The 14,619-nt window shown below is 59.1% G+C and carries 12 protein-coding genes; 6 read left to right on the top strand and 6 right to left on the bottom strand.

Features of this window, described 5'->3' with window-relative positions:
- Positions 1-95: 95 nt before the first annotated feature.
- Positions 96-1,007, bottom strand: a complete 912-nt coding sequence (locus tag B5E41_RS08540) for a glycosyltransferase family 8 protein (RefSeq protein ID WP_088392740.1) — start codon at positions 1,005-1,007, stop codon at positions 96-98.
- A gap of 308 nt (positions 1,008-1,315) precedes the next feature.
- Here B5E41_RS08540 and B5E41_RS08550 point away from each other — a divergent pair, with 308 nt between their 5' ends.
- Positions 1,316-1,615 (top strand): hypothetical protein, encoded by a 300-nt coding sequence (locus B5E41_RS08550; RefSeq protein WP_088392742.1) that lies wholly within the window; start codon positions 1,316-1,318, stop codon positions 1,613-1,615.
- A gap of 191 nt (positions 1,616-1,806) precedes the next feature.
- On the opposite strand, the gene B5E41_RS08555 is transcribed toward B5E41_RS08550, so the two are convergent.
- The 5 genes from B5E41_RS08555 to B5E41_RS08575 all read right to left on the bottom strand — a co-directional run bounded on the left by B5E41_RS08555 (position 1,807) and on the right by B5E41_RS08575 (position 8,374).
- Complete coding sequence (locus B5E41_RS08555) at positions 1,807-3,273, bottom strand: hypothetical protein (RefSeq protein ID WP_088392744.1); 1,467 nt, start codon at positions 3,271-3,273, stop codon at positions 1,807-1,809.
- A gap of 122 nt (positions 3,274-3,395) precedes the next feature.
- Positions 3,396-4,775 carry a polysaccharide biosynthesis/export family protein gene (locus B5E41_RS08560; RefSeq protein WP_088392746.1) on the bottom strand — a complete coding sequence of 460 codons (1,380 nt, stop codon included), beginning with the start codon at positions 4,773-4,775 and terminating at the stop codon, positions 3,396-3,398.
- 4 nt (positions 4,776-4,779) lie between these two features.
- A complete protein-coding gene (locus tag B5E41_RS08565; RefSeq protein ID WP_425350122.1) occupies positions 4,780-5,721 on the bottom strand; it encodes a glycosyltransferase family 2 protein in 942 nt (313 codons plus the stop codon).
- Positions 5,722-5,795: 74 nt separating this feature from the next.
- Positions 5,796-7,556, bottom strand: a complete 1,761-nt coding sequence (locus tag B5E41_RS08570; RefSeq protein WP_088392750.1) for a polysaccharide biosynthesis tyrosine autokinase — start codon at positions 7,554-7,556, stop codon at positions 5,796-5,798.
- 116 nt (positions 7,557-7,672) lie between these two features.
- A complete protein-coding gene (locus B5E41_RS08575) occupies positions 7,673-8,374 on the bottom strand; it encodes a sugar transferase (protein ID WP_088392752.1) in 702 nt (233 codons plus the stop codon).
- Between the two features lie 469 nt (positions 8,375-8,843).
- Here B5E41_RS08575 and B5E41_RS08580 point away from each other — a divergent pair, with 469 nt between their 5' ends.
- From B5E41_RS08580 to B5E41_RS08600, 5 genes are all read left to right on the top strand, one after another.
- Positions 8,844-9,578, top strand: a complete 735-nt coding sequence (locus tag B5E41_RS08580) for a Crp/Fnr family transcriptional regulator (protein ID WP_088392754.1) — start codon at positions 8,844-8,846, stop codon at positions 9,576-9,578.
- The gene (locus B5E41_RS08585; RefSeq protein ID WP_088392756.1) at positions 9,578-10,924 is read left to right on the top strand and encodes a glycosyltransferase family 4 protein; all 1,347 of its coding nucleotides are present in this window, start codon (positions 9,578-9,580) and stop codon (positions 10,922-10,924) included. The genes B5E41_RS08580 and B5E41_RS08585 overlap by 1 nt, the downstream gene beginning before the upstream one ends.
- Positions 10,921-12,165, top strand: a complete 1,245-nt coding sequence (locus B5E41_RS08590) for a glycosyltransferase family 4 protein (protein WP_088392758.1) — start codon at positions 10,921-10,923, stop codon at positions 12,163-12,165. Before B5E41_RS08585 ends, B5E41_RS08590 begins: the two co-directional genes overlap by 4 nt.
- Before the next feature lie 75 nt (positions 12,166-12,240).
- Positions 12,241-13,722: a lipopolysaccharide biosynthesis protein gene (locus tag B5E41_RS08595; protein ID WP_088392760.1), complete on the top strand. Its 1,482-nt coding sequence runs from the start codon at positions 12,241-12,243 to the stop codon at positions 13,720-13,722.
- 50 nt (positions 13,723-13,772) lie between these two features.
- A complete protein-coding gene (locus tag B5E41_RS08600) occupies positions 13,773-14,600 on the top strand; it encodes a glycoside hydrolase family 16 protein (protein WP_088392762.1) in 828 nt (275 codons plus the stop codon).
- Positions 14,601-14,619 lie beyond the last annotated feature (19 nt).

A 14,619-nucleotide genomic window follows, 5' to 3' on the forward strand; every position in this document is an offset into this window, starting at 1 on the left:
AACATTATCCGTTCCCGGAATCATTAGCCTTGCTTCGAGAAGCCCGACGGACGGAGCACAGAGCAATTTCGGCTGGTGGGAACAATATGCGGTCATCATACGGCGTAATCGCCAACCAGCAGGCTCTGGACCCGCGGGTGGGGGCCGTTCCTCTCGATCGCGTGTTCGATGCGTGCCCGCATCGACCGATATTTATAGAGTATCTTCCGATCGAGGCTTATTCCGCGATAGAGCGCGTTGTAAATAGGATGGGCTTTGCGCAGATCGACATAAACTTGGCTTTCCCGATCGGTCCATGGAAAGAAGGTTCCATGCCATGGCTTCGGATGCGCCATATAGTGGACGATCGCCAGCGACGACATGTTCACCAGATGCAGAAACTGCTTGGGAAAGTTCCAGCGGTTGGATACGAGGATGAGCGACGAACCGCAAACATGGTTCAATGCGCCCTGATCGTGTTTGCCCTCGCAAGCCTCGGGGTTGCTGGCAAAAAGCTCAAGCGCCTCCTGTCCGATCCAGCCGTTGCGATGGAATTTCAGGACCCCCGCATTGAAGTAGTGGTTGTCCTTTCCAGTATTGAGGAAGTCCTGAATTGCCGTGTAATCGCGGGCCGCGAAAAACCGGCCCTCAGGCACGGTGGCGTTTTCGAGTTTGCCGAGATCGCTGACGATCTGGGTATCGCCATCAAGATAGATGATTTGGCTGTAATGGGCGGGCAGGATCTCGCAAAGGACCAATTTGGCCATCGTGCTGACGCTGATGCGCCCCTGAAAATGCGAACTGTCGAGCTTGCCGAGCGAGTCCTGCAGTGCATCGGTCGCATCTGCCAATTCGACCCCGCTCGCGGCGAGCAGGGCTTTCAACTCGCTGAAATTATCCAGACGTTCAGACATAAGCACGCAAACGTCGGTTGCGGAGCTTGCGAATTTGCGAGCCTGGAGCGCGGAAAGAATAGTTGGAAATGAATATTCGACATCCGTGACGTAGACAACGCACTGATTGTTCATGTCATCACCCTTCCGGTTGTCTTCAATGCGAGTGAATGGCTGCTCTCTTCAGGGTAGAGGGAACAGTTGTTGATCGATCCGGCAGGCCTGTCGTATGACAGTCCGGTTCGGTATATATTGCGGATCGCCGGACCGCTCGTTCGTTGAAACCGCATCCGGCCGCCGGCGGTTTTTGTGTACTCCATTGTTGAGACGCTCATCATGAAGAATGCCGCGCCTGTCACAGGGCTGTGTTTCGACATCTTGAACTGCGGCAAGACGACTGGTGCCGGGACTCTGATCGAAATGCAGAGGGAGGGAAGATCGTCATGCTGATCACCACCTTGGTGGCGGCCGTGATTTCGATAGCTGCCGGCGCTTCGATCCGCGCCTGGGCCTTCGCGATATTCGCAATCCTTGTGGCATTCGGCTTCGGCAGTGTGGCTTTCGCCGACGGGTCTTCGCTGATCGGGGCGGTCGTTTCCGGTATCGCTTTCCTCGCGCTCATGGAAATCGGCTACCTGGCAGGGGTCTTCCTGTCGGGTTTCGCGCGGCGTAGCGCCAGGCTGCGACAAAACGATTCCGCCGCCGATAGCGTCACAGCCACCAGCGAGCGCCGGCAAGGCTGACGGCGAAATAGGATCGGTCGCCGGTCCTTCCCAGGAGAGGGGTGCGGAATCGCGTTCCTCCGAGCTTTTGACTTTACCAGCATTTCCCGACGGATGCGGCGCCGGCGACTGGCTGCGAATCTGCCCGGGCGTGCGCATCGCTGCAAGGGTGTACCGTCCTCGGCCTTGAACGAAATTCGCGACTGAGGTCATCACGTTGCAAACACCGGCGCTCTCCTGAGAGATGCCGATGCCTCCGGGTGATGCCGATTTGCGACAGGTCGGGCCACCCGATGCCACGACACATAGGGGGTGGCCAGGCAACCGGCCGCCAAACCCGCCGTGGTGCTGAACAGCAGGCCGAGATCGGTGCCGCTTCCTGAAATCGCCGCAGAGGCGATCTGTGAGATCGATGCCATAATGGCGGCGTTTCCGATAGCATGCGTCTCCCGATCGCCGGAGACGTGCCGGCCGGAGGCTCTGATAAGGCTGTACAAGAAGGCGGCGAAGAGAAGCGTGCCGGTCAATCCGATGTTGGACAACAATGCGGCGATGAAACTCGATGCTCGAACCGTTCCGAGGCCGGCGCCGAAGGTCGCGGTATCGACGAATGCGATCAATGCCAGCGTGTTCCAGGCGGTGCGCTCCTCGCCGGACTGCGATTGGAGTTTGTCCGACACGGTGGTGTTGACGAGGCTGGTGATGGAATTCCATGCATCGGGGATAAGACTGAGGGCTACGATGGCGCAAGGGATCAGGAAGACGGTTATCGCTAGGAAAGTCACGTGCGAGGTCTTTGCCGATCCTGCGACCATATGTTTGCAGCAGAACAGCACGAGCATGCAGACAACGAAAATCCCGGCGATATAGGCGGTTGTCGATGTGCAGAGCAGGATCGTCGGGCCGATGAAAAGCGTTGCTAGGCCGGCCATACGGCTTCGAACACGCTCCAGCCAGAGCAGAAGCGTGAACGAAAAATAGGCCAGTGCGACCGTCCCGTATATGCTTGCTTCGGGAAAGGCGCCGACGATGCGTTTGAAGCCGCTGATCGTCTCGGCGGTATGCATGGTGTAATTCGCGTTTCTGATGACGTCGAGCAGGTAGGTCTGACCGGTCAGGAACGTTCCGATATCAAGCAACGCCAGAGCAAAACATGCGATTGATGCGACGATCAACTGCTGGGCGATGAACCGCTGATATCCGAGCCTCGCAAGTCCCGACACCACCGCAAAGCAGGCGAGGTCGCCGAGCAGATAGACAGATTGGCTGAGATTGGACGAGCCTGGCGACAAGGGGGCGGCCACCGTCGACATCATGCCCGTCGCATCTCTCGCAGAGGAGTAGACGAGCGTCGCGCCCGCGAAAATGCGCGGCAGGAAAAAAGACGACACGACGGAAAACAGCACGTAGGCGGCAAACCAGAAGCCGGGACCCGGATAGGCGATGCTAGCCAGCGCCGCTTGCGTCTGGACCGGACGCAACAAGGTGGCGGCAACGATAAACAGGAGCATTAGATGGCTTGGCTGGACACTGCTGCCACCGAGCGCAGGCAATTGCAGAGCCGCCGCTGCTCCCAGCAGCGTCAACAGGCAGAGGGTCGTCACTGCAAAAAGCGCGCCATTGACCATGGTGAGCAGGCCCAGCAGGAGAACGATGAAACCGAGCGGCTCTATCGACATGCGTCTAATCCTGACCCTGGCAAACAGCTGAAATACTGCCTTGGCCGAATGCGGGCATCGGCAAGTCGATATGATGGGCGAGGCGAAAGCCGCCAGCTGTCGTTGCTGATCATCATCGTCTCCTAATTCGATCCCACCTGGGACATCCAGCCGCGGCCGGCTCGATTGTCCCCGGCCACATCAGATGACGGGTGTGTCGAGCTCTGCGTCTGGGGCGCGGACTGCAGCGGCGAAATCGGCGCCTGAAGATCGGTGTCCAAGCCGATCTCGACGAGATCATGCGGCAGCAATGCGGTTTGCTCGTCGGCTACGATGTTGCTGGTGGTTCCGTCGTTGTCGCGACGCACAATCCTGTAGTTCTTCTGCGCTCTGCCAAGTCCCGGCGCCTCCATGTTCATCTGCGCAAGTTGAGCATCGTAGCCGGCCTGTTCGCCCAGAAGCTGGGCTACCTGAATATCGATCGCTGCCCTGCCGATCGCGAGGTTGACCTGATTCAGCAGCTCCTGGTTTTCGCTGTTCTGCCTGTTGACGATATTGATCTTGGAACGGTCGGCCTCGCTAAGGCCCTGACGAGCCGTAGTCAGGGCAACTTCGAGATCGATCAGAGTACCTTGTGCATCCGCAACCCAGCGGTCGACGGAGACCTGGCGGGAATTGCTGACCAACCCTTTGCTCACCAGACTGTTGACGTTGTCCAGTTCCTTTTGGGCAAGGTCAATCTGCCGCTTTTGCGAGCTGATCTTGGCCTCGAGCGACTCGACCTGCTGGCCGTAGAGGCGGGTGAGGTCATTCGCCGCTTCGATCTGGCTGTCGATATCGACGCGGCGCAGCCGCATCAGGTTCAATTCCTGTGCCTTCAGCTTGTCGACGTCGGGCGTTCCCACGAGTTCGGCGGGAATCTCGAAGCTCTGCTCGCCGGCGATTTCCGCGCGCAGCCGCGCCTGCCGCATCAGGAGATCGCGCCGGTTGAGGACGGCGGTTCGATAGGCTCCGGCTGCCTGAATCCGGTCGCGCTCGAAATAGGTATTGTCCTCGCGTTCCCGCAGAAAGCCACCAGCGATGCTGACGGCCTTCATGACAGTCATCCGCGGTTCAAAAGGATAGCGTCCCGGGGTCTGAACGGTGCCGGTCACAAAGATCGGCGCATGCTCGACTATCTCCAGGGCGATGTATGGCTTGCCGGGAAGTTCCGCCTTTTCGGCGAGTGCACTGGCGACGGCATCGGCGAGTTCTTCGGTTGTTTTTCCGGTCGCCTGTACATGGCCGGCGATCGGGATCGACAGGTCACCGGTATCGTCGATGGTGTAGACGCCATCGACAGCTTCCCAGCTGGCATAGCGGGAATCCGCGGAACGCCATTCGACGACGCGCAGTCTGACCTTGTCTTCCGGCACGAGGGTGAATGTTTGTGCGTGGGCGACGCTCCAGCCGGTCGGGCAGCAGAAAACCAGCAAGGCGAGGGCCGCGGAGATAACGCGATCGAGCAAGAATGTGGACTGCATTGATCTATCTCCGTTTCGTTGCGATTGGCGGCGAGGGCGCGCGGGAGGGCGGATTGCCGAATTCGAGAATGCGGGATGGCGAGACGTGGCCCGCAAGAAGATCGGTGAGCGCCAGCAAATTGCCGTTCAAACGTCCCCATCGGTCGACCAAGTGGTCGTTGAGCACTAGGCCCGATGCGTTCGCCAGGATGTTGCGGCCGATCTGTGCTATTGCACGGCCTTTCGACATCGTGCCCTTGCGGATCAGGTGGACAGGATTGGCAACCTGCGAATAGCCGAGTCTGCGGCCAGGCTGTCGCCCGGATCTGACGCCGAGATGCACTCCGCAGGCGCCTTCAACGCGCACGGATCTGCCGTAGTGGGCGATGGACCTGCTGAAATCGACATCCTCAAGCCAGCCATAGAGCGGCAGTTGCTCGTCAAACGCCAGCGCGTGTTCGAGAACGGGGGCGAGGCGAACCGCCATATTGCACCCGTAGGCATTATAGACATCCGTCACCCGGTCGGACCCTTCGCCGGCGGTGTGAAGAGCCTGCAGGGCCTTCGACATGTCGAGCCCCCCATCGAGGATGCCGTCGGCCAGGACCTCACCGGTGGCGATCGCGACGTCAGATTTCGCTGAAAAGACGGCTGCCATTCGCGACAGAAAGGTTGCGGCCGGAATAAAATCGTCATCCAGGAAGATCAGAACATCTGTGTCGGCGGCGGACGCCCGAATGATGCTGTTGCGCTGAGAGGTCAGGCCGCGGCTGCCGATAATGATTTCCACGTCGAGACGGTCGGTGAGCCCGGCGGCATCGTCGATCCCCGGCACGCAGACGATCAACCGCTGTGGCTGGTCCGGCAGACCGGCGAGGTAATTGACCGTTTCCAGCAGGATCGAAGGACGTCCCGCCGAAGCAATTCCGACGGAAATCCGCAATGGCCGGCTCGCGCTCCGGACCATCGCTTCGGTGTCGGAAGAAACAGGCGCCGGTCCGACCAAGCCGTCCTGCCTTGTGGTTTTTGCCGAATGCGCGATCATGGCTGTATGCTCTTCGGCGAGTGGTTGATGATCGCGCCGAGGATCTCCGCGCCGACATTGCGCATCGTCTCGATAACGCGCATGGCGTCGTCGATCGAGGTGCGTCCGTGCGAGGCGACCACCAGAACACCGTCGAGCTCCGGCGCGATCGCATTGGCATCCGGCGAAGCAGAGAATGCGGAAATGTCGACAAATATGGTGTCGAATTCCTTTTTCAGCTCGGCGAAGCTCAATTGCGTTCGGCGCGAACTCAGACGAATTGCCGGCGTCACGGTGTCGACCTTGCCGAGTGGAAGGAATTTCAGCGTCGGGCTGAGGGGCAAGGCCGCCGTCTGAATCAGTTCGCCGTTGTCGAGCACGTCGACGAGGCCGCTGGTACTATGGGGCGCAATCGACTTGCTGAGTGATGATTTCTGTGCGGCCGCATCAATCAGAAGTGTCTTCGCTCCAGATGCCGACGATAGCACGGCAAGTTCGCTTGCGATGGTTGATGCTCCGTTGCCGGGATTGACGGCGACCACTCCGATGACGATCCGGCGTTTGCGCCGAAGCCCGACGACCGTTGCGCTCAACTCCGTCATGCCTGGAATAACCGAATAGGCGGCTGTACTGCTGCCCGTGCCGGCGGCGAGGAAAGGCGCCGGCTGGCCGTTGCGTGATCTTCTTGATGTCGCCAGAACGGTGACGAAGGGCAGACCACAGGTTTCAGCGATCTGATGCGGGCGGACGAGCCGGCGGTCACTGGCATGTCTTATCATTGCGAGTGCGAGACCCGCGCCAAGGCCGACCGCCGCCGCAAAGGCGACGATAAGCGTGCTGCGCGGTCTCGCCTTCGAAAGAGGCAACATAGCCCGCGAGACGATCGTGGCGTCGGACATCGGATAGGTGATGCGCTGCTTTGCTTCGGTCAGTTGGTTCAAGGTGTTTTCATAAAGGGTACGGCGGGCATCCGTTGCGCTTTGCAGCTCCGCAAGCTTGAACTGGTCGCGGGGATTGCTCGTGAAGCTCGCCAGAGCGCTGGCGGCTTCCGCCAGCCCTCGCTGTTGCTCGGCCATGAATTTCGCCAGCCAGTCGCTGTACTGGCGGGCGGCGTTGGCCTTCATCGAGATATTCTTCTGGATATATTGCCTGGCGAGCGTGTCGGCGATGTCGACGGCCTTCTGAGGGGTCGATGCCGCAGCCGATATCTCGATGATGGTCGAGCTTCCGATCCGGCGGATGTCCATCATGTTCAGCAGTTTGGCGGTTGCCCAGTCGTGGAGCCGCTCCTCCTGCGTTTGCGGTTGCGCTTCGCTCGCTCCGTTGCCCGTCGCGTCTTGCGATGGTGTATCCAGTTGTGAGGAAAGCTCTGTCAGCCAATTCTTCGCTCTGCCCTGCAGAGAAGGCGTCTGATCGACAAACTCCGGATCATGGACGAGATCAAGCGCCGCCACCGCTCCGCCGACGACATCGCTCGATCTGGCGATCTCCAGCTGTCCTTCGATGAACGCATCTTCGGCGAAAGCCCTCTGCGCTTCAGAGCCGCTCACCTGGGGGAAGATCAAAAGCTGCGTGCTGGCAACGAAGGTCGGTTCGGCGGTCAGCAGGTAGGTTCCGGCGATTGCCAGAAATGCGATGGTCGTCACGACGATCCAGTGCCAGCGCATTCTCAAAAAGAAGAGCATATCCCGCAGGGTCAGCGGCGAATTCCCGCCGCCAGTGGCTGCTGCAGGCAGGGATATGGCAGAGACACCGCTGAAGATCGTGCTGGAGGTCATGTCGTCCTAATCCAAAATGGGAAATCAAGGAATAACCAGGTAGTGGCGGCTTGGAGGGGACACGGGATCGGCGCATTTTCCGATCCCGGCGCTGTCGGCTGTCTGCCCTTGAACGCTCAGTACGATCCGCGCTGCGAAAACAGCGCAGGAATAGTCTTGGCGATGATGACGAAGTCTCGGGCAAGCGACCAGTTGTTGAGATAGTGGACGTCGAGAGAAACCCGGAACTCGTAACTGACGTCGTTGCGCCCGCTGGTCTGCCATTGACCGGTCAGTCCCGGACGGACCGCCATATAGGCCCACATGTGTTCGCCGTAGCGCGGCAGTTCCTCGGCTGTGACCGGCCGCGGTCCGACGAGGCTCATTTCGCCACGGACAATATTAATCAGCTGCGGAAGCTCGTCGATGCTCGAGCGCCTGAGAATATCGCCGACGGCGGTGATCCTGGGGTCGTTCTTCAGCTTGCGCGTCGTTTCCCATTCGCTGCGGGCGGCCGGGTTGTTTTGCAGCAATTCCGTGAGCTGAGCGCTCGCATCGGGCTTCATCGTCCGAAATTTAAGGCATCCGAACGGCGCTCCGCCGAAGCCGATGCGCGTATGGGAATAGAAGACAGGGCCGCGGTCGGAGAGTTTCACGATCATCGCGACGATCAGCAGAAGCGGAGAGAGCAGGATCAGGGCGGTGATCGCAACAAGAAGATCTACCGCACGCTTCGACGACCTACTCGCTGCACGAGGCCGGGCGTCGGGTAAATCGTCACCCTTAGCGGCCCGTCCGACGCGTGACCAAGCCTCAACACTATGTGCTTCCCATGCCATCGCGGTCTCCAAAACATTGCCCGTCACAACCGTTGAAAGGTTGCTGCGCCGCACCCAGATTGTCTGTTACCAAGGTCATAATCGTTAATTAATTCTTTATGCTAGGAAGCCTCACGCAGATTTCCAAATACAGATCTGTGTCATCAATTCTTTTAATTGGCTCTATAATCTGCTGTTGGTAATCATTCTGCGCGTTAATTCAACAATCGTGTTGATATCACAATTTCAATAATCGGCTATTTTTAAACCACTAAGTCTTCTTTATGAGCAATTTTGGCTGATATCGTAGAAACTATTATAGCATTTTAGAATGTTCTATTTTATGCGAGGAGTTTTTCGCATTTTTCTGAAGATAGATTTAAATTTTACGTTAGATGGCGCCGATGTTATTTGACTAACGTAATAATCCAATATAATTGATGCAATGCAGCATAGGTGAGAGACCATTTTAGTATTAGGAGCGAATTGCATGGACGGGATCATACATGCATCCGATCGCAGGCCCGGCATCGGCAAAGCCGCGATCTCGGCCAGCGGCATTCACCTCAACAGTCGCATTGTCATCGAAGACGACTTCCTTTCCTGCCGCTCGAGCATACGGCGTTTCCGACGCGGCGAGATCATTGCCGGGGCGGGCGTTCTTGTCGACATGTTCGCTCGCGTGCATTCGGGGGTGGTCAGTGCAAGTACGATGCTGCCTGACGGCAGGGAATTCATCGTCGAGATCATTGCGAAATCAGGTCTGATCGGCGAGCTCGAGGTTTTGCGCCGACAGACATTGAACCTCGAATACCGGGCCGGTTCCAATTGCGAGCTGCACTTCTTCGAGGGCCGGCTGCTGCGGGACATGTATGCCACCGATCCGTGCTTCCGCGAAAAAGTCTTCTCAAGGGCTTTGGCGCGTGTCTCGGAGCTTGAACAAAGAATAATCGCCAATGCGGCGTCGACCCTGCAGGCAAGACTGGCGAGCACGTTGCTGCGGCTCTCGGCTGTTTACGGAAAAGATTCCGCAAACAGCGGCAACGAACTGACTATCTCGCAAAATGATCTGGCCGCGACGTTGCCGGCGTCCCGCGAGAAGGTCAATCAATGCCTACGGCGCCTCCGGGAATGCAAGATTATCGACGGAGGGCAGGGTAGGATCCGAATTCTTAACCGCAAGGCGCTCGAGGCCTGTGCGAATGGCGCGTTTTCGGTGAAGTGATGCACCTGTCGCTTTCCGAGGCCCTCCGATCCGCCGCAGATGTCAGCCGCTTTCCAGGCCCCGGCACGCCAAGGATCGATCGCGTGGTCGTCATCGACGACTACTCGGTGGCCAGGGGCGGAGCGACGGGGCTGGCGGTGCTGTCGGCCAAGCTTTTTCGCGGCCTCGATATTCCCGTGACTTATATTTGCGGGGATGACGCCGCCAATGCGGAGCTCGCTGCCCTCGGGGTCTCGATGGTCGGATTGAACAGCCGCGACCTGCTGAGCGCCGAGCGTGCGAAGGCTTTCGTGACCGGCATTCACAATGGTGCGGCTGCCCGCATGGTCGCGAATTGGATTGCCGCAAGAGATACGGCGAATACCGTCTACCACGTCCATGGCTGGCACCAGATCCTGTCTCCCGCGCTTTTCAGGGCGCTGGCTCCGGTCGCGGCACGCTGCGTGGTTCACGCGCATGACTTCTTCACCGCCTGTCCCAATGGCGCCTTTTTCGATTACCAGGCGCAAGAGATCTGCCTTCGGCATCCGCTCGGTGCCGGCTGCATTGCGACGGCTTGCGACAAGAGAAGTTACTCGCACAAATTATGGCGGGTCGCCCGCGGCTCGAATATCCTCCGCTTGCTGAGGGCTGAAGCCGATTTCGGCCGGATCATCCTGCTGCATGAGAAGATGGCTGGCTTTCTCGTCGGCGCCGGCTATCGGCCCGAGCGGTTGACGACGATCCGCAATCCCGTCGCCCCCTTGTCGATAGAGCGTGTCGAGGCGGAGGCGAACGACGAGTTTGTCTTCATCGGTCGGCTCGACGAGGAAAAGGGCGTGGAAGACGCCGTGGCCGCCACACGCAGAGCCGGCGCCAGGCTCTGCGTGATTGGGGATGGGCCGCTGATGCCGTTGGTCGCAACTTCCGGCGATCACGTCAGGGCCGTCGGCTGGCAGTCGCATGCGGAAATCGGCACCACCATCCGCAAGGCGTGCGCCCTGTTGATGCCATCGCGTTATCCCGAGCCTTTCGGTCTCGTAGCGATCGAAGCGGCCAGGAGCGGCCTGCCGATCATCATGTCGCGCAGCGCCTTTCTCGCCGAGGAGATGGAACGCGCCGGTATGGCGTTTGCCTGCGACACGGCTGACGAAGCTGCCTTTGCCGAGACATTGACGCGGTTTGCCCAAATGCCAAGGCACGAAATCCGTGCCATGAGCGAGAGGGCCTTCCTGATGTCGCCGGATCTCGCTTCGACGCATGAGGAATGGCGCGACGCGCTCCTTGCCGAATATTGCCGCCTGCTTTCGACGAATGTGGTTCCCGAGCTGACAGACGCTGTGGCGACACAAGGAGTATTCCGTTGACCTTTAAAGCAACAACCTCTCTTTCCGACGCAAGGGCATTTCTCGGCGATGCGCCCGTAATGGCGAAAAGACGTGTCGTCGAGGCGGGAAGTGTCCAGGAAACCAGGCAACTGCGCGTCGCCATCGTCCATTACTGGCTCGTCTCGATGCGCGGCGGCGAGAAGGTCGTCGAAGAATTGTGCCGCATGTTTCCGCAGGCCGACATCTTCACGCTTGTCTGCAACCGGGATCGCATCAGCGATCTTCTCAAGACGCGCAACATCCGCACGTCCTTTCTGCAGAAGATTCCCGGCGCGCAGAGGCATTACACCAAGATGCTGCCGCTGATGCCCTTCGCGCTCGAGCAATTTGATCTGCAGGACTACGATCTCGTGCTGTCGAGCGAATCCGGGCCTGCCAAGGGCATCATTACCCGCGCCGACGCTCTCCATGTCTGCTACTGCCATTCGCCGATGCGCTACATCTGGGATCAGTTCCATGTGTATCGGCATGGTCTGCCCTGGGTGGGACGTGCCCTGATGTCGGTCACCGCGCCGATGCTGCGCGCCTGGGACGTGACGACGTCTTCCCGCGTCGACGTGTTCGTCGCCAATTCCGACTATGTCGCAAACCGCATTCGCCGCTTCTACGATCGGGACTCTATCGTCATCCATCCCCCGGTTGCCACCGATGATTTTTCGGTCGGGAAGGGGAAGGGCGAATTCTATCTCTATGCCGGTCAGGTGACGGCCTATAAGCGGCCGGATATCGCGGTTCGCGCCTGTACCGAGGCAGGGCGTAAGCTCATCGTGATCGGAGAGGGAGAACAGTTGCCCTATCTGAAATCGATCGCCGGCCCGACCGTCCAATTCCTCGGCCACCAGCCGTTCGATGTCCTGCGTGATCACCTCTCGCGATGCCGCGCCCTGCTGTTTCCGGGCACGGAGGATTTTGGCATCCTGCCGGTCGAAGCCATGGCATCAGGGCGGCCTGTCCTCGCTTTCGACGCCGGCGGCGCAAGGGAAACGGTATCTTCACCGCAGGTCGGTTTTCGCTTCGCTGAGCAAACCACCGAGGCCTTGCTGGAAACCATGGCGGCGTTCGAAGAGGTGGAGGACGATATCGATCCGCAAGCCATCCGCGCGCATTCGCTGAAATTTTCCTCGGCGGTTTTCCGCAATCGGATGGCCGGGCTCATCGAGCAACAGCTCTCCACCCATGCCGACCGGTCCGTCGATGCCTTCAATAGACGACCGGTCTGAGGGCAAGACTGGAGCTGCCTGTCTTGCTGCCGCGATCGAAACCGTCTCAATCTGCCGACGAGGAATAGACCGATCATGTCAAGCCTATCTCAGAGGACGGCGACGGCGAGCATCTGGACGATCGGCGGAAAATTCCTCGCGCGACTGCTGGATTTCGTCAGTCTGCTTGTCCTGGCAAGATTGTTGAGTCCTGCGGATTTCGGATTGGTCGCCATTGCGACGTCGGTTCTGGTCATTATCGAATCGATCCTGGATTTGCCTTTGACGCAGGCCCTGATGCGTCAGCCGTCCCCCTCCGAGGAGATGTTTGCGACGGCTTTCACGTTGAGCCTGCTGAGAGGGTTGGCCATCAGCCTGCTGATGATGGTCATTTCCTGGCCGATGGCCGTGATCTACGACGATTCCCGACTTTTTGCGCTTGTCACCGTGCTTTCGATCGCGCCTTCCATGCGCAGCATGATCAGTCCTCGCATGGTCCTTTTCATGCAGCGTTTCGATTTCAAACGCGAGTTTGCGCTCGACCTCATGACCAAAGGATCGACGCTGCTGTTCGCGGCAGGGGTGGCCACGGCAACGGGCAGCTATTGGGGGCTCGCGGTCGGGGCGGTCGCCGGCCCGACCGCGGCGATGATCACCTCCTATGTCTTTGCGCCGATGCAGCCGAAGTTCAGCCTGTCGGAATGGAAGCGTTTCCAGGATATGATCAGCTGGAATACCGTATCGCAGGTGTTGAGCGCGATTAACTGGCAGCTCGACCGGCTGCTTTTGCCGCGTTTTGCCGGGCTGTCGACATTTGGCGCTTTCAGCGTCGCCGACAATATTGCCGGCATTCCCTATCAGACCTTTGTCGGCCCGTTGCTGCGCCCGCTGATGGCGGCGTTCTCCACTGTCGAAGATCGTCGCAACCTGGTTGCCGCCTATTTGAAGGCAACGAGTGCAATCACCTTCGTCGCGGCGCCCATTCTTATTGCACTCGCCTTTCTGGCCGAGCCGACGGTGCGTATCCTCGTCGGCGAGAAATGGGTATCCGCAGTACCAATTCTGCAATGGCTGTGTCTGGTGAGCCTGCTCGGTCTTCCGACGAACATAGTGCCGGCATTGGCGATGGTCATGGACAAAACCCGTTCCCTCGCCTTGCGGATGTTCGCCGAATTCCTGGTCAGGGTCCCGGTCACCGTCCTCGGCATCGTCTATTTCCAGGTGGCGGGTGCACTCGGCGCGCGCGTTGTGGCGGTTCTCGTCGCTTATGCCGCGTCGCTCGTCATCACAAAGCGGTTGATCGGGGCGAGTTTTGCCGCGCAGCTGACTTCCTTTTGCAGGCCTCTGGCCGCGAGCCTGCCGATGATCGCTTTCCTGCTCTGGATGGGGCCCAAGCTCGCCGCCATGCCTGCCGGCTTCGGCCTGATAGTCGGCCTGACACTTTGCGGCGCGGCGGCGGCGACGATCTTTTGGGTCTTCGCGCTGTTGCTGTGGCAGATTCTCGGAAGGCCCGCCGGCGTCGAGACCATCGTCGTTCACCGGCTCATGCCGCGACGAAACGGAATTCTCACTTCATGAGAAAGACCGGTGCAGTCCAACGATTATTTTGGCGGTTTCGGAGGAGCGCAATGCGTTACGGCATATCTTCTAAGAGTTTGGGTCTGCTCGTTGTTCTCGGTCTGGGGGCATTGCCCGGCCAGCCTAGCGTCGCCCAGGAACCGATCAACATGAATGCCTATCAGCTGACGTTTGAGGAGAATTTCGACAGCCTCGATGTCTCGGCGTGGGGAGAGAGAAGCTCCCGCTGGATCGCTCATACGCCCTGGAACGGTGATTTCGGCGACGCCCGTTTCACGGATCCGGCGTCCGATTTTCCGTTTACGACCGATCAGGGAATCCTGAAGATCGAAGCGCGTAAGGGAGAGGATGGAACCTGGCGGTCGGGCCTGCTCTCGGCGGTCAACCCGAAAGGCGAAGGCTTCTCGCAGCAGTTCGGCTATTTCGAAGCGAGGATGAAGCTGCCGCCGGGCAAAGGGGTTTGGCCAGCCTTCTGGCTCATCGGGCTCGACCGGTCGAAATACACCGCCGAGATCGACGTGCTGGAATATTATGGACGCGCGCCCTACGAGTTCAGCATGGGCTTTCATATCTGGCGCCAGGCCCATGGCGGTGAGAATTCCAATGGCGGCTATTGGAAAACCGTCCAGGATGGAATTTTGAACAGCGAGTATCATACCTACGGCGTCGATATCCAGGCCGACAAGACGACCTTCTATCTGGATCGCCAGTACCTGTGGAGCTTCGACACGCCGAAGGAGTTCCATATGCCGTTCTATCCGCTGGTGAACCTGGCGCTCGGCTCGGGCTGGCCGATCGACGAAACGCCAAATCCTTCCATCCTGCTCGTCGACTATATCCACGTTTACAAGCGCAAGCCGGCCGACGCGGCGAATTGAGCGAGCGACCGTTGATCGC

The organism is Rhizobium esperanzae (assembly GCF_002204185.1).
In the GTDB taxonomy this organism is placed as follows: domain Bacteria; phylum Pseudomonadota; class Alphaproteobacteria; order Rhizobiales; family Rhizobiaceae; genus Rhizobium; species Rhizobium esperanzae.

What these genes read in the sequence shown, in the direction of transcription:
- B5E41_RS08565 (WP_425350122.1), bottom strand. Translation starts at nt 5,721, where the DNA reads ATGGTCCGGAGCGCGAGCCGGCCATTGCGGATTTCCGTCGGAATTGCT.
- B5E41_RS08560 (WP_088392746.1), bottom strand. Translation starts at nt 4,775, where the DNA reads ATGCAGTCCACATTCTTGCTCGATCGCGTTATCTCCGCGGCCCTCGCC.
- B5E41_RS08540 (WP_088392740.1), bottom strand. Translation starts at nt 1,007, where the DNA reads ATGAACAATCAGTGCGTTGTCTACGTCACGGATGTCGAATATTCATTT.
- B5E41_RS08570 (WP_088392750.1), bottom strand. Translation starts at nt 7,556, where the DNA reads ATGACCTCCAGCACGATCTTCAGCGGTGTCTCTGCCATATCCCTGCCT.
- B5E41_RS08555 (WP_088392744.1), bottom strand. Translation starts at nt 3,273, where the DNA reads ATGTCGATAGAGCCGCTCGGTTTCATCGTTCTCCTGCTGGGCCTGCTC.
- B5E41_RS08595 (WP_088392760.1), top strand. Translation starts at nt 12,241, where the DNA reads ATGTCAAGCCTATCTCAGAGGACGGCGACGGCGAGCATCTGGACGATC.
- B5E41_RS08575 (WP_088392752.1), bottom strand. Translation starts at nt 8,374, where the DNA reads ATGGCATGGGAAGCACATAGTGTTGAGGCTTGGTCACGCGTCGGACGG.
- B5E41_RS08600 (WP_088392762.1), top strand. Translation starts at nt 13,773, where the DNA reads ATGCGTTACGGCATATCTTCTAAGAGTTTGGGTCTGCTCGTTGTTCTC.
- B5E41_RS08585 (WP_088392756.1), top strand. Translation starts at nt 9,578, where the DNA reads ATGCACCTGTCGCTTTCCGAGGCCCTCCGATCCGCCGCAGATGTCAGC.
- B5E41_RS08580 (WP_088392754.1), top strand. Translation starts at nt 8,844, where the DNA reads ATGGACGGGATCATACATGCATCCGATCGCAGGCCCGGCATCGGCAAA.
- B5E41_RS08550 (WP_088392742.1), top strand. Translation starts at nt 1,316, where the DNA reads ATGCTGATCACCACCTTGGTGGCGGCCGTGATTTCGATAGCTGCCGGC.